This window comes from Streptococcus dentiloxodontae (assembly GCF_053206925.1).
The window spans coordinates 13,855-29,915 of record NZ_JBRUHR010000019.1; the positions used below are offsets into that span (position 1 = coordinate 13,855).

A 16,061-nucleotide genomic window follows, 5' to 3' on the forward strand; every position below is an offset into this window, starting at 1 on the left:
TTTGGTATAACAGTCCTTGACAGTCGCCGCAAAATCCAAATCCTTGAGAGCAGATTTTTGATTACCCTTATGCTAAATTAAAGAGCATGAAATAGCTGTTGCCTGTTCAAAAGGAATCCAAGCGTTGCTTGGCGTTTGATCTTTGACTACAAGCTCCTGTCTGCACAGGTTACTGATTTAGGCAATGGCAGAGTGCAACTCCGTTTTAAGGCTACTATAGATGCCTCTATCTATGGCTATCGTAAGGTTTGGAAAAAGTCCTTTGGCCCTATTTTTGAAAAACGAGACGGCAAAATGGCTACCAGTCTAAGCGGTTGAAAAATTGGAATGATTCTGCCAAGAAACGTTAAATTTCCCGCAAGTTTCCTTAAGCCCTGCCTAAATCACTGTGAATATTGATTAATCGTTATGATTTAACAAAGGATTGGTGTTAATACTTGAAACAACTCAGATGAAGAGGCTTATTGTATCAGCTGCTGTAAAAATGATATAATAGCTTTACAATATGAAAAGGAGTTCTTATGAGGAAGAAAGTAATGAGGGTTATCCTTGTTTTGTCGTCTGTTTTGCTTTTATCGGCTTGTCATCAGGATAGTTCTGCTAAAAAGTCGGTTTCTAGTCACAGTCAGACAACATCATCAAGCACAGCTGTTTCTTCAACGGAAGCATCATCAGAAACAACACAATCATCAGAGGTTAGTCAACCCTCAGATGAAGATCTCTATGCGACGACTTTGGACAAGGTGGCTGCTGATACGACAGATGGTCATGCAACTATGTATGCTTTTTATGATATTGACAAAAACGGAACAAGAGAATTATTAACGGGTTATAAGACAAGTGAAGGTCAACCATTTCTTCTAGCCATTTACTACCTTCAAAATGGTGTATCAACTTATTTATCACGTTCCTATGTAGCTTCGGCCGGAGGCGATCGTGAATCGACCGGTATCTACACCGATGGAACAGTTTATTTCGTTCAATGGTTGTCAGGCACAGGCGAAGGCACTGCTTACTTATACCAATTGAGAGCAGACAACTCTGGTTATGACATCGTCCAAGAGGAACCTTTTAAGGTGGGACCAGATAATACTCCATCTTTTATGAGAGGAAGAACCGAAATTGATTTGTCTCAGTTAGATTGGAAAGAATTTTAAACCAACTTCCATATCATATATAGAGAATAGCCGCCAATCAAGTATAATGGGGAATTTCCTCTCTGGGTTTTGGTTGAATTTTTCTCATTTGGTATGACTTCTAAGTTTTATGCCGATAGTCCAAATGGCGTTCAAAGTCTTATTGCAAAAGACTTAAACATAAAGACAGCTCAAGTTCGTACCTACCTTGAAGTTGCAGTTGTCCTCAGAAATTATTGTGCACATTATGGCAGATTGTATTACAGAAGTTTTACAAAAATTCCTGGTCAACTTCCGCCTTTTATGACTGAAAATACCAAAATTAAAAATCGCCTCATGGCACAATTATACGCGCTTAAACAATTATATATTAATGACGACAAATGGAATAACCATTTTATTCCACGTTTAAAAGCCTTATTTACCAAATACCAGTCTAGTATTCACCTACATCACTTAGGTTTTACCAGTGATTGGGAAGTTGTTTTGAGAAAATAAAGAGACAAGAAGTGAGCTGGGAGGCTTGCTTTTTTGGTTGTTGTCAAGAAATAAACTTAATTATTAGTTATAATAGATATATATATAGAAAAGTTAAATTATTTTTAAAACTGATTTCCTCAAAATATAAGAAAGAAATAGTTACAATAAAAAAATTATAATTAGGAGCATGTATGGGAAATAAAATTGGAAGAAATGATAAGTGTCCGTGTGGAAGTGGAAGAAAATATAAAAAATGTTGTTTAAAGAAAACATCTCAGGAATTATTTTTTGAGAAAACACACAAGTTAGTAAGGGAGTCACGGAATGAGGCGTATATCAAACAGTGCTTACACCCTAATGTAGAAGAATGTGATGAAAAAATTATAAAAGCACATTCAATCCAAAATAATCAAATATTAAAGAAAATTTCTACTAATGGTGAAGTTTATATGCCATTATCGAAAGATAGTTTGCCATTTATAACAATAGATAGGTATGGTAGAAAAGTTGCTAGCGTCTTTACTGGATTTTGCAAAAAACATGATAAGATTCTCTTTCAACCAATTGAAGATAGAGAATTTACTAAAACGGAAGAACAAATATTTTTGTATACTTATAGAACATTTGCCTATGAGTATCATAGAAAATTAGAAGCTAATAACTTTTTGAGGATAATAGCTCAAAAGACTACTGATAATCATGATGGTCAATTAGGTTTTGAATTGGCAATTAAAGATTTTTTATTGGATAAAAAAGAATTTGATAAATCAATCCAAAATAAATGCTTTGATTCCCTTATCAATAGAGTGTGGGAGTTTGAAAACGAAGTAAAATTTGCAGGAAGTTGTTTTTATTCTCCGAAAACAGATTTTGAGGGAAAAAGAATTCAAAATGCAGAGAATGTTAATGAACCATTAAGCCATGTTTTTTTAACAGTCTTTCCACAGGGAGGGAAAACCTATGCCATAATATCATGGTTGAAGAAGGATGAATTGTTGTTTAAGTCTTATGGTTCTTTTCTAGATAAACTAAATAATAATGACAGACAAAATTTTATATCTAATGAACTACTGCGTTCTGGAGAAAATATAGCAATAAATCCTGAATCATGGGATTCTCTTTCTAAGAAACAGAAAGAGATCTTTTTACAACAACTTGACCCTTTTTTAGAGGTATTAATCGGTGGAAGTGATCCAAGAGAAGACATTGGAGTAAATTTATTTGAGCTATAGTCAACAAATCTGTTGTTAAATTTATAATTTTTACAAGCTTCCTAGGAGTTTAGCATCTCTTAGAATTTTTTGGTATACTAATGCAGATAAGAGAAAATGAGGCGAATAGGTAATGGATTTTTTAACATTAGAAAACGATATTGAAGGATCGGCATATCAAAGCATAGCAGATGATGATTTGAGCTTAGATAAAGCAATAAAACGGAATGAAAAAGAATATATAAAATATTACAAATCAGTAGGCTATCCATTTAAGCACGCATCTGAATTGGTAGTTTTCTGTCAATTTATTAATTTACTTAAAAATAAAGGTATTTCAGACAATGAGATCTCATACTTTAGTGATAATTTTAATTTTGGGTATGAGATACCACAAATAGCAAAAGAGTTTGATTTAATCAGAATAGGTTCTAACTATAATATAAGTATTGAATTAAAAAGTAATACTACAATAGATGAACAAGAAAAGCAGTTGCAAAAAAATGAACATTATTTAAAATTTTTAGAAGTACCAACAAGATATTTTAGTTTTTCTCCTACAATTGAAAGTTATATTGAATATGATTCGGAGAATAAAGAATTTAAACCAATAGATTTTAAAAAATTTTGGAAAATCATATCTGAGCAAGTAGTTAGGGAATTAAATAGAGAAGAAATTAACAAATTATTTGCTGTGTCGAATTACTTAGTTTCACCATTTAACAATGTAGACAAATTTTTAGAATCAGAGTATTTTTTAACTGGACACCAAGAAGAAATAGTGAAAGAAATTGAGTCAGAGAACCATAGAATCTATGCTATTAAAGGTAACCCAGGAACTGGAAAAACTCTTTTAATATATCATTTGGCGAAACGATTTATTACCAACAATAAAAAAATTGTTATTCTGCATGGTGGCAATTTAAATGATGGTCAATTAGAGTTGAACAAACACAATTTTAATATTAAATCTATAAAATTTTTTCAAGATATACTAGATAATTCCAATGATTATGATTTTATTATTTTAGATGAGGCACAGCGATTAAGAAGGGAGCAAATGGAAAGACTTATTACTACAATAAATTCTTTAAATTTATCAGTGAAATTTTTAATATCTATGGATGCTAAGCAAATACTAGGACCTAAAGAAGATGAAAAATTAGCAAATAAATTCTTTGAAGCAATCAAGAAATCACAAATTGGTAAAACATTTAGTCTAAAAGATAAGATTCGTAGCAATAAAGAGATGAGTAGTTTCATCAAGTTGTTGAATAAAATACCTATTGATAACACAACTAAATTAGCTAATAAAAACAAAAATATACAGGTTAAATATTTTGCACATAGAGTAGATGCAGACCAATACATTAAATATATTTCTAGCAAAGGTGATTGGCAGGTTTTAACTTATACTAAGTCTAATCCCAATTATAAAAGAGAGAGTGATCAAATTGATAAGATGATTGATGAAGGTTATAATTCTCATCAAGTGATTGGGCAAGAATTTGATAAAGTTCTAATTCCAATGGATGATAATTTTCAGTATAGTCAATTTGTACAAAATGGTAAGCGATTTGAGGTATTGAATACGAGTAGGTCATATTATAGAATTGATAAAATGTTCTACCAAAATATCACGAGGACAAGAACAAAACTTCAGTTAGTAATTATAGAAAATTTTCCTTTGTATAAAAAAATTACTGGATTACTTGAAGAGTTTTAGTATAAATAAAAAACTGTAATGAACAATTCATATCATTTTCTCCTCCCCCGCACCACATTTGTGGTGTTTTTCTTTACCTCTCCATTTCAAACTCCCGAACAAATATGTTATAATATTCCTATATAATTCGTGAAATGAAAGGAATTGAAGCCGAGCGGAAAGCTCGGAATTTAGAGGAATCATCTTGTGTGCCCGCACACTGCGTTGATTCCCTAAAATTCTGTCGCTTTCTGTTCGTTCTTGGTATCTTGTTTATGAAACTTTTGGTTGTTGGTTCTGGCGGTCGTGAGCATGCGATTGCTAAGAAGTTATTGGCGTCTCCGCAGGTGGAGCAGGTCTTTGTGGCTCCTGGAAATGATGGCATGACGCTTGATGGGTTGGATTTGGTTGATATCGGAATTTCCGAACATTCTAAGCTCATTGATTTTGCCAAAGAAAATGATATTGCTTGGTCTTTCATTGGTCCTGATGATGCTTTGGCGGCTGGTATCGTTGATGATTTTAATCAGGCTGGGCTCAAAGCTTTTGGTCCGACTAAGTTAGCAGCGGAGCTGGAGTGGTCTAAAGATTTTGCTAAGGAAATCATGGTTAAATACGGCGTTCCAACAGCAGCCTATGGCACATTTTCCGACTTCGAGGAAGCTAAAGCCTATATCGAAAAGCAGGGCGCTCCTATCGTGGTCAAGGCGGACGGCTTGGCGCTGGGCAAAGGCGTGGTCGTGGCAGAAACCGTGGAGCAGGCGGTCGAAGCGGCGCATGAGATGCTGCTGGACAATAAGTTCGGCGATTCCGGTGCGCGTGTGGTTATCGAGGAATTTTTGGACGGTGAGGAGTTCTCCCTCTTTGCCTTTGTCAACGGCGACAAGTTCTACGTGATGCCTGCAGCGCAGGATCACAAGCGTGCCTATGACGGTGACAAGGGTCCAAACACAGGCGGTATGGGGGCTTATGCGCCGGTGCCTCACTTACCGCAAAGTGTGGTTGACAAGTCGGTTGACTCTATTATCAAGCCAGTCCTTGAAGGCATGATTAAGGAAGGTCGTCCTTATCTGGGCGTGCTTTACGCGGGGCTTATCCTGACCAAGGACGGTCCTAAGGTTATCGAGTTCAACTCGCGCTTTGGCGATCCTGAGACGCAGATTATCCTGCCGCGCCTGACTTCTGATTTTGCGCAGAACATCACGGATATCTTGGAGGGCAAGGAGCCTGATATCACTTGGACGGATGCGGGTGTGACCCTTGGCGTGGTGGTCGCTTCAGATGGCTACCCGCTCGCCTACGAAAAAGGTGTGACTCTGCCGGAAAAGACCGACGGTGACATCATCACCTACTATGCTGGCACTAAGTTTGATGGCAATAGCAAAGCGCTGCTGTCCAACGGCGGCCGTGTCTACATGCTAGTCACCACAGCCGACAGCGTCAAAGCAGCGCAGGATAAAATCTATGCCCAGCTTGACAAACAAAACACCACAGGCCTCTTTTACCGACATGATATCGGCAGTAAGGCCATAAAAGACTAACAGCGACAGCAACAAGCGACCGCAGGTCGCTAAAAAGGATAATGGGCGCCGTAGTGAAAAGACCGTAACTGAAAGTTACGGTCGCGGGAAACGTTGAGACCTTAGGCTCAACGTTTAGGGATGAAACCGCAGGTTTGCTCCCGACCTCACTACTTAAGCCCATTATCGAAAGAAAAGGACATTAAAATGAAACCAATTATTTCTATCATCATGGGCTCCAAATCCGACTGGGCAACCATGCAAAAAACTGCCGAGGTTTTAGACAAGTTCGGCGTGGCTTATGAGAAAAAAGTTGTCTCTGCCCACCGCACACCAGACCTCATGTTCAAACATGCTCAAGAAGCACGCGCACGCGGCATCAAGGTTATTATTGCCGGTGCTGGTGGTGCAGCGCACTTGCCGGGTATGGTAGCAGCCAAAACAACGCTGCCCGTTATCGGTGTACCTGTCAAATCACGCGCCCTATCAGGGCTTGACTCCCTTTACTCTATTGTACAAATGCCGGGCGGCGTACCTGTGGCAACCATGGCCATTGGGGAGGCGGGAGCTACCAACGCTGCCCTGACTGCCCTGCGCATTCTCTCGATTGAAGACCAGGACGTGGCAGCAGCGCTAGCAGATTTCGCAGAGGAACAAGGAAAAATCGCGGAGGCGTCAACGGATGAGCTCAACTAAGACCATTGGTATTATCGGCGGCGGCCAGCTGGGTCAGATGATGGCAATTGCTGCGGTTTACATGGGTCACAAGGTGGTGACGCTGGATCCGACGGCGGACTGTCCCGCTTCGCGCGTGTCTGACATGATTGTGGCGCCTTACGACGACGTGGATGCTTTGCGTCAATTGGCTGCGCGCTGCGACGTGCTGACCTATGAGTTTGAGAATGTCGATGCCGACGGACTGGACGCGGTCATCAAGGACGGTCAGCTGCCGCAGGGGACTGACCTGCTGCGCATTTCGCAAAACCGTATTTTTGAAAAAGACTTCCTCGCCAACAAGGCTGGCGTGACGGTCGCTCCTTATAAGGTAGTGACTTCTAGCTTGGACTTGGAGGATTTGGACTTGGACAAGACTTACGTCTTGAAAACGGCCACAGGCGGTTACGATGGTCACGGTCAAGTCGTCATCAAAACCAGCGACGATTTAGCTGCCGCGAACCAATTAGCAAACTCGGCTGAGTGTGTCTTGGAAGAATTTGTGGACTTTGATCTTGAAATCTCGGTCATCGTGTCAGGCAATGGCAAGGACGTGACGGTTTTCCCTGTTCAGGAAAATATCCACCGCAACAATATCCTCTCAAAAACCATTGTCCCAGCCCGCATCTCAGACCAACTGGCTGAGAAAGCCAAGAGCATGGCGGTGCAAATTGCCAAAAAGCTCCATCTCTCAGGCACCCTCTGCGTGGAAATGTTTGCGACAGCCGACGACATCATCGTCAACGAAATCGCACCACGCCCCCACAACTCAGGCCACTACTCCATCGAAGCTTGCGACTTCTCACAATTTGATACCCATATCCTAGGCGTGCTCGGCGCACCCCTTCCCAAAATTCACCTCCACGCCCCAGCTGTCATGCTCAATGTCCTTGGACAGCATGTCGAAAAAGCTGAGCACTACGTTGCAGAAAATCCTAGCGCTCACCTCCACCTCTATGGCAAAGCAGAAGCCAAACACAACCGCAAAATGGGACACGTGACGGTGTTCGCAGAAGACGCGGATAGTGTGGAGGAGTTTGGAGAAGGGATGGATTTATGACTTATAATGAATTTATTTTATGTTCTACATGTAAGAGGTGTATTAACTTAAGAATTCAGATGGGGAATTTTCCTGTTGATTTTGCTTTAAATTGTCCAGAGTGTAAAACAGAAATTACTGGTAGAGTTGAATTTAAACCATTTGACATAACTTTAACAAATGCACAAATTCTTGATAAAGATGTTCCTAACTATGATAAATTAACGGAGTTTCCTATATGGTGTTTAGAAATTTCTGCGGAATTCCCAACTCGAAAATTACATTTAAGAGAAAGTCCGTTTGATGGATTAGCGCCATTTATGGCTCAAATGGCTCGTATGAGTAAAAAAGATGACTTAACTGATATAAAAAAATTTCAGAATACAAGCATATTTGCAGACTTTATAAGGGATAAAAAACTAGATAATTTTAAACGTTTATATAATTTATATTGGAATCAACAAGATAGATATCTTTATCCAGAATTAAACAGGTTATTAAGTGATTACAGAGGACTGACGCCAATAACGGATGTGAAGAATATTTCAGATGCCACCATGGTGTTACATCAGTTATTTTTGACTACCTCTGGTATTAATTTTATTCTTGGAGAACACTCTTTATCGGAATATACAGAATTAAGCAATTGTATTTATAAATCAGAGCAACACAGAAAAGAATTGCTCAAATACAGCAATTATATTGCATGTAATTTTGATATGATTGAGAGGACCGCTTTTGATAAAATCACAGCTTTTGCCAAAATTTATCAAATTCTAATTCCTGTAGTTACATTGATGAATGTTGGAAATTATGAAAATTTAAATCAGGACGAAGCTGGCATTTCCGCAGCCAACTATAAAGAATTAAATGAGTTTTATGCTTCAAGTTATGAGTGGATTCTTGATAATATTAATCTGGTTATAGCACTTAATAATATTTTTGAGAGAAATAGTTACAATGAATGCTATAATGGGAAAAAATATAGAGACGATCTTGAAAAAATTACCACTAAGTTTCAGAAAATTAGCCAACATAATCCAAAACAATCTTATTTAAATATTTCAGAACAGTTTAGTAAACCAGTGAGTAGCCTTAATAATAAAATTAGGAATGCAATACAACATTATAGCTCTCAGGTGGATATTGATAATCAAGAAATTATTTTTAAGGATGAATATGGTGGTAGGGTTAGAGTTGAAAAATACTCTATTGTAGATTTCGCTAAGTTATGTATAATTAATTTTTCTTTAATTTTTTATATACTAGAAATAGTATACACTTTTCGTAAATTGAAATTAATCACAGATGGATTTACACCAACAATTTACTGGACAAAGAATGAAGAAATTTCTAAAGTAATGTCGAGTAACGAGGTAGGGAGCAAGCGGGAAAAGAAATTAAAAAATAGAATAAAGAAAAAAAGAAGAACAAGAAAATAGTAAAGCTTTTTAATGTAAAAGGAGACAAACAATGCTAAAACGTTATTCACGCCCTGAGATGGCGTCCATTTGGAGTGAGGAAAACAAGTACCGTGCTTGGTTGGAAGTGGAAATTTTGGCTGACGAGGCTTGGGCTGAGTTGGGTGAGATTCCTAAGGAAGATGTGGCCAAGATTCGCGAGAAGGCGGATTTTGATATTGACCGCATTTTGGAGATTGAGCAGCAAACCCGCCACGATGTGGTGGCCTTTACCCGTGCGGTTTCTGAGACGCTGGGTGAGGAGCGCAAGTGGGTGCATTTTGGCTTGACCTCAACAGATGTGGTAGATACGGCCTACGGCTACCTTTACAAACAGGCTAATGCCATTATCCGCAAGGATTTGGACAATTTCCTGGCTATCATCGCTGATAAGGCTAAGGAACACAAGTTCACCATCATGATGGGACGCACGCACGGGGTCCATGCGGAGCCAACAACTTTTGGTCTCAAGCTTGCGACTTGGTACAGCGAAATGAAGCGTAATATCGAGCGTTTTGAACATGCTGCCGCTGGTGTGGAAGCTGGGAAAATCTCTGGTGCCGTTGGGAACTTTGCCAATATTCCGCCATTTGTGGAAAAATATGTCTGTGACAAATTAGGCATCCGAGCTCAGGAAATTTCAACTCAAGTTTTACCACGTGACCTGCACGCCGAATATTTTGCTGCGCTAGCCAGCATTGCCACATCAATTGAGCGCATGGCGACGGAAATCCGCGGTCTGCAAAAGTCTGAACAGCGTGAGGTGGAAGAGTTTTTTGCCAAGGGTCAAAAGGGCAGCTCTGCTATGCCCCACAAACGCAACCCTATCGGTTCTGAAAACATGACGGGCCTCGCGCGTGTCATTCGCGGTCACATGGTGACGGCCTATGAGGATGTGTCCCTCTGGCACGAGCGCGATATTTCGCACTCATCGGCGGAGCGCATTATCACGCCTGATACGACCATTCTCATTGACTACATGCTCAACCGTTTTGGCAATATCGTCAAGAACCTGACGGTCTTCCCAGAAAACATGAAGCGCAACATGGGCTCTACCTTCGGTCTGATCTTTAGCCAGCGTGCTATGCTGACCTTGATTGAAAAAGGCATGACCCGCGAGCAGGCTTACGACCTTGTGCAGCCTAAGACAGCGCAGTCTTGGGACAACCAAGTGGACTTCAAACCGCTGCTGGAAGCAGACCCAGAAGTCACTTCCCGCCTGAGCCAAGAAGAAATCGACGAAATCTTCAACCCGGTTTACTACACTAAGCGTGTAGACGAGATTTTTGAGCGGATTGGTCTGGGTGACTAAAAAAACAAAAATTATTTTTAATTTAAGATTTGTATAAGAGAATTTTTAGATTGTCTTAAGGAAGAAAGGCTATACTAAAAACAATCCTAAATAACTTTTCTTTTTCATAAATCTCCTAAGAAATGCCTGGCTTGTATAAGTTGGGTATTTTTTTGCCGCATATGAAAAGCCCTCTATACTGAGCTGATAAGCTAATATAAAGGGCTTGTTTTTAGATTACATTTCATCAGGCGCTTCTACACCGAGAAGGCGAAGGGCTTCTTTTAACACTGTGGCTGTTGCATAGCTGAGCGCTAAGCGGCTGTCACGTTCTGGACTGTCATCAAGAATGCGTGTGTGTGCATAGTACTTGTTAAAGCTTTGCGCTAGATTGATAGCGAATTTAGCTACGATTGATGGTTCATAGTTATCGGCTGCACGATTGATGATACGTGGGAAATCCTGAATAAGCTTGATAATCTCCCAGCTTTCTGGATCCGTGAGACTGTATGTTTTATCAGCGGATGGTGTGAAATCAGCTTTGCGCAGAATGGATTGGGTGCGAGCGTGAGCATATTGGACATAGGGTCCCGTTTCACCTTCAAAGGATACCATGGCTTCAAGGTCAAAGTCATAGCCGTTCATGCGATCCGTTTTAAGGTCGTAGAACTTGATGGCACCGACTCCGACAGCGTGAGCGACAGCTTCTTTGTTAGGGAGGTCAGGATTTTTGGCTTCAATTTGAGCCTGAGCACGGCTGATTGCTTCTGCGATTGTTGGCTCCAGAAGAATAACGTTTCCTTTGCGGGTTGATAATTTTTTACCGCCTTTTGTAACAAGGCCAAAAGCAACGTGCATCATGTCATCTGACCAGTCGTATCCCATTTCCTTCAGCACCGCTTTTAACTGTTTAAAATGAGAGCTCTGCTCATTTCCTACGACATAAACAGCTTTGGCAAAGTCGTAAGTGCGCTTGCGATAAAGAGCTGCAGCTAAATCACGGGTAATGTAAAGGGTTGCTCCGTCGGATTTTTTGATGAGGGCTGGGTGCTCAATCCCATATTTTTCAAGATTGACAACTTGGGCACCTTGAGATTCCTGCAGAAGTCCTTTTTCTTCAAGAAGTTTTACCACTTCGTCCATCTTATCATTGTAAAAAGCTTCGCCATTATAGCTGTCAAAAGAAACATCAAGCTCATCGTAAAGGCGGTTAAATTCAACCAGACTTTCGTCACGGAACCATTGCCAGAGTTGGGTAGCCTCGGGATCGTTTGCTTCTAGTTTGCGGAACCATTCGCGTGCCTCTTCATCAAGAGTGGGATCTTTTTCGGCTTCTGCGTTAATGCGGACATAAAGCTGCAGCAGTTCCGAAATAGGATTGGCTTCAACTGCTGCTTGACTGCCCCATTTTTTATAAGCGACAATCAGCAGGCCGAATTGTTTGCCCCAATCACCAAGGTGGTTAATACGAACAGGCTTGTAGCCCTGCTTTTCTACAATATAAGCTAGACTGTCTGCAATAACGGTTGAGCGCAGATGGCCAATAGAAAATGGTTTGGCAATGTTAGGTGAGGACATGTCAAAAGCAATCTTACGGCCTTGTCCAATGTTCTGATCGCCATAGTGAGCGCCTTTACGAATGACTTGGCTGAGAACCTGACTGGAAATTTTGGCTTTATCAAAGAAAAAGTTGATGTAAGGTCCTACAGCTTCTACTTTCTCAAATTTAGAAGTATCAATCTTATCGGCAAGGTCGGCAGCGATTGCCTGTGGAGCTTTTCGCAGCACCTTTGCAAGAGAAAAGGCAGGAAAAGCAAGATCTCCCATGTCGGAATTTTTAGGGGTTTCTAAGAGGCTGAAAATAGTGTCTTGATCCAATTCAGGAACAATGTTTGCAATTTCAGCAGCAATTAATGTTTTTGTATTCATAGTTACTCCATTCAAAACTAGTCAGTCCTCATTATTTTACCATTATTTTGACTAATAGGGTAGGACTTATTGGCGTTTTCTTTCTGTTTGACTGGTGAAGAATCCCTGAAAAAATACAGAAATTTTGTTATAATATACATTATTTATACAATATTAAAGAGGATTTTGAAATGAAAAGAGACCGTCAAGCTGTTATCAAACAAATGATTGCTGCCGATAAAATCAGTACCCAAGAAGAGATTAAACAGCGTCTTGAAGAAGCGGGGATTTCCGTCACTCAGGCAACCTTATCCCGTGATTTGCGTGAGATTGGGCTTTTGAAGCTTCGTGATGAGGAAGGCAGGCTTTACTACAGTTTGTCGGAAGCTGTCATGACCACCTTAGATCCTGCAGTTTTTGATTACGTCAAAAAGGTTGCGCGTGCACAGTTTATGCTGATTTTGCATACGGATCTTGGTGAGGCAGATGTTCTGGCTAATTTGATTGATCATGATGATAATCCTGAGATTCTGGGGACAATCGCTGGTGCTGATACTCTTTTGGTTATTTGTAAAGATGAGCAGGTGGCTGCCAAACTGGAAAGTGAGTTGGGTTAATGGAGCAGGCAGAGCAGGTTTTTCAGGAATCCTTAGATGAATTATTGGGATTGCTCAAAGCCAATGAAACAGTCCTTGCTTATCAGGCGGCAGAGGCTGATATACAAAAGATACCTTTTCTTAGAGATCTAGCTCGCCAAATGAAAGCCTATCAGCAAGAAGCTGTGCTATTTCAAAAAATTGAGAAAGCCCAAGCTTATGAAGACTCAGATCAAAAGGCAGGTCTCATTCAGGAAGAATTGGATCAAATGCCGATTGTTCAGGATTATCGAAATAAAATGCAGGATGCCAGTGATTTATTGCAATATGTGACGAAGACACTTGAGGCAAAGATAAACGAGGAATTACGCCATGACTAAGGAAAAAATTTCACCAGGAATGCAGCAATATCTGGACATCAAAAAAGACTATTCAGATGCTTTTTTGCTTTTCAGAATGGGTGATTTTTACGAACTTTTTTATGAAGATGCCATTAAAGCGGCGCAAATTTTAGAAATTAGTCTAACCAGCCGTAATAAAAATGCAGATAATCCTATTCCTATGGCAGGAGTGCCTTATCACTCTGCTCAATCCTATATTGATGTTTTAGTTGATATGGGCTATAAAGTTGCTATCGCTGAGCAAATGGAAGATCCCAAGCGGGCAGTTGGAGTTGTTAAAAGAGAGGTTGTTCAGGTCATTACCCCCGGGACGGCTGTAGATAGTTCAAAGCCTGATAATGCCAATAATTTTTTAGTAGCCATAGATTGTCAGCAGGAGCAGTTTGGACTGTCATATATGGATTTATCTACGGGAGAGTTCTTTGCGACAGAACTGCCTGATTTTGCCAGTGTCTGCAGTGAAATTCAAAACTTAAAAGCACGAGAGGTTGTTGTAGGTTATCCTCTGGCTAAAGACGAAGAAGAAATTCTTGTTCGACAGCTTAATTTGGTACTATCAGCGGAAACAGAAATCTATCAAGCTGAGGATGATCTTTTAGATAACGGTCTGACGGATTTAGAATACGCTGCATCAGGTAAGCTGTTGTCTTACATTCACAAGACCCAAATGCGGGAACTCAGACATTTACAAAAAGCTAAGCATTACGAAATCAAGGATTACTTGCAGATGAGCTATGCAACTAAAGTTAGTCTGGATTTATTGGAGAATGCTCGTACAGGTAAAAAGCATGGCTCGCTTTTTTGGCTGCTGGATGAGACGAAGACAGCTATGGGCATGCGTTTATTGCGAACGTGGATTGACAGGCCGCTGATAAATCAAGCTGTTATTGAATCTCGTCAGAATATTGTACAAGTTTTTTTGGATAATTTTTTTGAACGCAGTGACTTGACAGAAAGTCTTAAAGGGGTTTACGATATTGAGCGATTAGCCAGCCGTGTCTCCTTTGGCAAGGCTAACCCTAAAGACCTTTTGCAGCTTGGCCAAACACTCGCTCAGGTGCCTGTTATTAAAGCGGTTTTAGAGTCTTTTGAGAATGCTGCGCTTGACAGTATTGTCAACCAACTTGACACTTTGCCTGAGTTGGAAAATTTAATTCGAACGGCTATTGATCCAGAGGCTCCAGCAACCATCACGGAAGGCGGAATCATTAAGACAGGATTTGACGAGACCTTAGACAAGTATCGAACAGTGATGAAAGAGGGTACATCTTGGATTGCCGACATAGAAGTTAAAGAGCGTCAGGCTTCTGGCATTAACACGCTTAAAATTGATTATAATCGTAAGGACGGCTATTATTTTCATGTGACAAATTCTAATCTTAGCTTAGTTCCAGAGCATTTTTTCCGAAAGGCTACCCTGAAAAATTCTGAACGTTTTGGAACTGCTGAATTAGCTAAAATTGAAGGAGAGCTGCTGGAAGCACGAGAGCAGTCTTCAACCCTTGAGTATGATATTTTTATACGAATCCGTGAGCGGGTAGAATCTTACATTGATCGGCTGCAAAACTTGGCAAAAGCTCTTGCAACAGTTGATGTTCTCCAAAGTTTAGCTGTTGTTGCAGAAACCAGCCACTATGTACGTCCAAGTTTCAATCATCATCAAACGATTGCAATTGATCAAGGACGTCATGCGGTTGTTGAAAAGGTTATGGGAACGCAAGAATACATTCCAAACAGTATTCACTTTGATGAAGAAACCTCCATTCAGCTTATCACAGGGCCAAATATGTCTGGTAAATCAACCTATATGCGTCAATTGGCGCTCATTACAGTCATGGCACAGCTCGGTTCTTATGTTCCAGCCAATAGCGCAAGCCTGCCTGTGTTTGATGCTATCTATACTCGTATTGGGGCAGCTGATGACCTCATTTCGGGTCAGTCAACTTTTATGGTTGAGATGATGGAAGCAAATCAAGCCATTCAGCGGGCAACAGAGCATTCTTTGATTTTATTTGATGAATTGGGTCGTGGGACGGCAACTTATGATGGTATGGCTTTGGCGCAGGCTATAATTGAGTTTATCCACAATCATGTGGGAGCAAAGACCATGTTTGCTACCCATTATCATGAGTTGACAACTCTGTCAACTAAATTGACAAAACTTGTCAATGTTCATGTGGCTACTTTGGAGAAAGGCGGTCAGGTAACCTTCCTTCATAAAATTGCAGATGGAGCGGCTGATAAATCTTATGGCATTCATGTTGCTAGAATTGCTGGAATGCCTGAGAATGTCTTGAGAAGAGCAGATACGATATTATCTCATTTAGAAACCAATACCGTCCAGTTAGATGTAGCGCAAGAACCGCTTCAATCAAATCAAAGAAATGAAGCTCTTCAGGCAGAATCTCAGGGGCGGCAACTCAGCCTTTTCGGAGAAGAAAAGGAACATAAGGAAGTGTTAGCAGCCTTATCTGCCGTAGATGTCATGAATTTGACACCTATGGAGGCTATGAATACGCTTTTTGAACTAAAAAAAATGCTTTAGCAAGCCTAGCCTGAGCTTCCGATAACTCAGGCCTTTTATGTTATAATAAAAGCCA

13 protein-coding genes and 1 pseudogene are annotated in these 16,061 nt (G+C 40.2%); 13 read left to right on the forward strand and 1 reads right to left on the reverse strand.

Annotated elements, in window-relative coordinates; translation table 11 throughout:
- The first annotated feature begins 135 nt into the window (after nt 1–135).
- The 10 genes and pseudogenes from ACVRZ8_RS08785 (at nt 136) to purB (ending at nt 10,577) form a co-directional block, all read left to right on the forward strand.
- Nucleotides 136–318: a hypothetical protein gene (locus ACVRZ8_RS08785; RefSeq protein WP_447448950.1), complete on the forward strand. Its 183-nt coding sequence runs from the start codon at nt 136–138 to the stop codon at nt 316–318.
- A gap of 203 nt (nt 319–521) precedes the next feature.
- Nucleotides 522–1,157, forward strand: coding sequence for a hypothetical protein (locus ACVRZ8_RS08790; protein WP_447448951.1), 636 nt, complete (start codon nt 522–524; stop codon nt 1,155–1,157).
- 39 nt (nt 1,158–1,196) lie between these two features.
- Nucleotides 1,197–1,634 (forward strand): annotated as a pseudogene (locus ACVRZ8_RS08795) (Abi family protein); the annotation flags it as partial.
- 173 nt (nt 1,635–1,807) lie between these two features.
- Entirely contained in the window at nt 1,808–2,848 is a 1,041-nt protein-coding gene (locus tag ACVRZ8_RS08800) for a YecA family protein (protein ID WP_447448952.1), read from the forward strand.
- Nucleotides 2,849–2,960: 112 nt separating this feature from the next.
- Entirely contained in the window at nt 2,961–4,553 is a 1,593-nt protein-coding gene (locus tag ACVRZ8_RS08805) for a DNA/RNA helicase domain-containing protein (RefSeq protein WP_447448953.1), read from the forward strand.
- A 254-nt stretch (nt 4,554–4,807) separates the two neighbouring features.
- Nucleotides 4,808–6,073 carry a phosphoribosylamine--glycine ligase gene (gene purD, locus ACVRZ8_RS08810; protein ID WP_447448975.1) on the forward strand — a complete coding sequence of 422 codons (1,266 nt, stop codon included), beginning with the start codon at nt 4,808–4,810 and terminating at the stop codon, nt 6,071–6,073.
- A 186-nt stretch (nt 6,074–6,259) separates the two neighbouring features.
- Entirely contained in the window at nt 6,260–6,748 is a 489-nt protein-coding gene (purE, locus tag ACVRZ8_RS08815; protein ID WP_447448954.1) for a 5-(carboxyamino)imidazole ribonucleotide mutase, read from the forward strand.
- Nucleotides 6,735–7,826 (forward strand): 5-(carboxyamino)imidazole ribonucleotide synthase, encoded by a 1,092-nt coding sequence (purK, locus tag ACVRZ8_RS08820; RefSeq protein ID WP_447448956.1) that lies wholly within the window; start codon nt 6,735–6,737, stop codon nt 7,824–7,826. Before purE ends, purK begins: the two co-directional genes overlap by 14 nt.
- Nucleotides 7,823–9,247, forward strand: a complete 1,425-nt coding sequence (locus ACVRZ8_RS08825) for an SEC-C metal-binding domain-containing protein (RefSeq protein WP_447448957.1) — start codon at nt 7,823–7,825, stop codon at nt 9,245–9,247. Before purK ends, ACVRZ8_RS08825 begins: the two co-directional genes overlap by 4 nt.
- Nucleotides 9,248–9,278: 31 nt before the next feature.
- Complete coding sequence (gene purB / locus ACVRZ8_RS08830) at nt 9,279–10,577, forward strand: adenylosuccinate lyase (RefSeq protein WP_447448958.1); 1,299 nt, start codon at nt 9,279–9,281, stop codon at nt 10,575–10,577.
- A gap of 216 nt (nt 10,578–10,793) precedes the next feature.
- Here purB and argS read toward each other — a convergent pair whose 3' ends face one another.
- Complete coding sequence (gene argS, locus ACVRZ8_RS08835) at nt 10,794–12,485, reverse strand: arginine--tRNA ligase (RefSeq protein WP_447448960.1); 1,692 nt, start codon at nt 12,483–12,485, stop codon at nt 10,794–10,796.
- A gap of 170 nt (nt 12,486–12,655) precedes the next feature.
- Between argS and argR the strand changes: the two genes are divergently transcribed.
- The 3 genes from argR to mutS are packed head-to-tail and all read left to right on the forward strand — an operon-like array spanning nt 12,656 to nt 16,006.
- Nucleotides 12,656–13,081 (forward strand): arginine repressor, encoded by a 426-nt coding sequence (argR, locus tag ACVRZ8_RS08840; RefSeq protein ID WP_447448961.1) that lies wholly within the window; start codon nt 12,656–12,658, stop codon nt 13,079–13,081.
- Nucleotides 13,081–13,440, forward strand: a complete 360-nt coding sequence (locus tag ACVRZ8_RS08845; RefSeq protein ID WP_447448962.1) for a YlbF family regulator — start codon at nt 13,081–13,083, stop codon at nt 13,438–13,440. The genes argR and ACVRZ8_RS08845 overlap by 1 nt, the downstream gene beginning before the upstream one ends.
- Complete coding sequence (gene mutS, locus ACVRZ8_RS08850) at nt 13,433–16,006, forward strand: DNA mismatch repair protein MutS (protein WP_447448963.1); 2,574 nt, start codon at nt 13,433–13,435, stop codon at nt 16,004–16,006. The genes ACVRZ8_RS08845 and mutS overlap by 8 nt, the downstream gene beginning before the upstream one ends.
- Nucleotides 16,007–16,061: the final 55 nt, after the last annotated feature.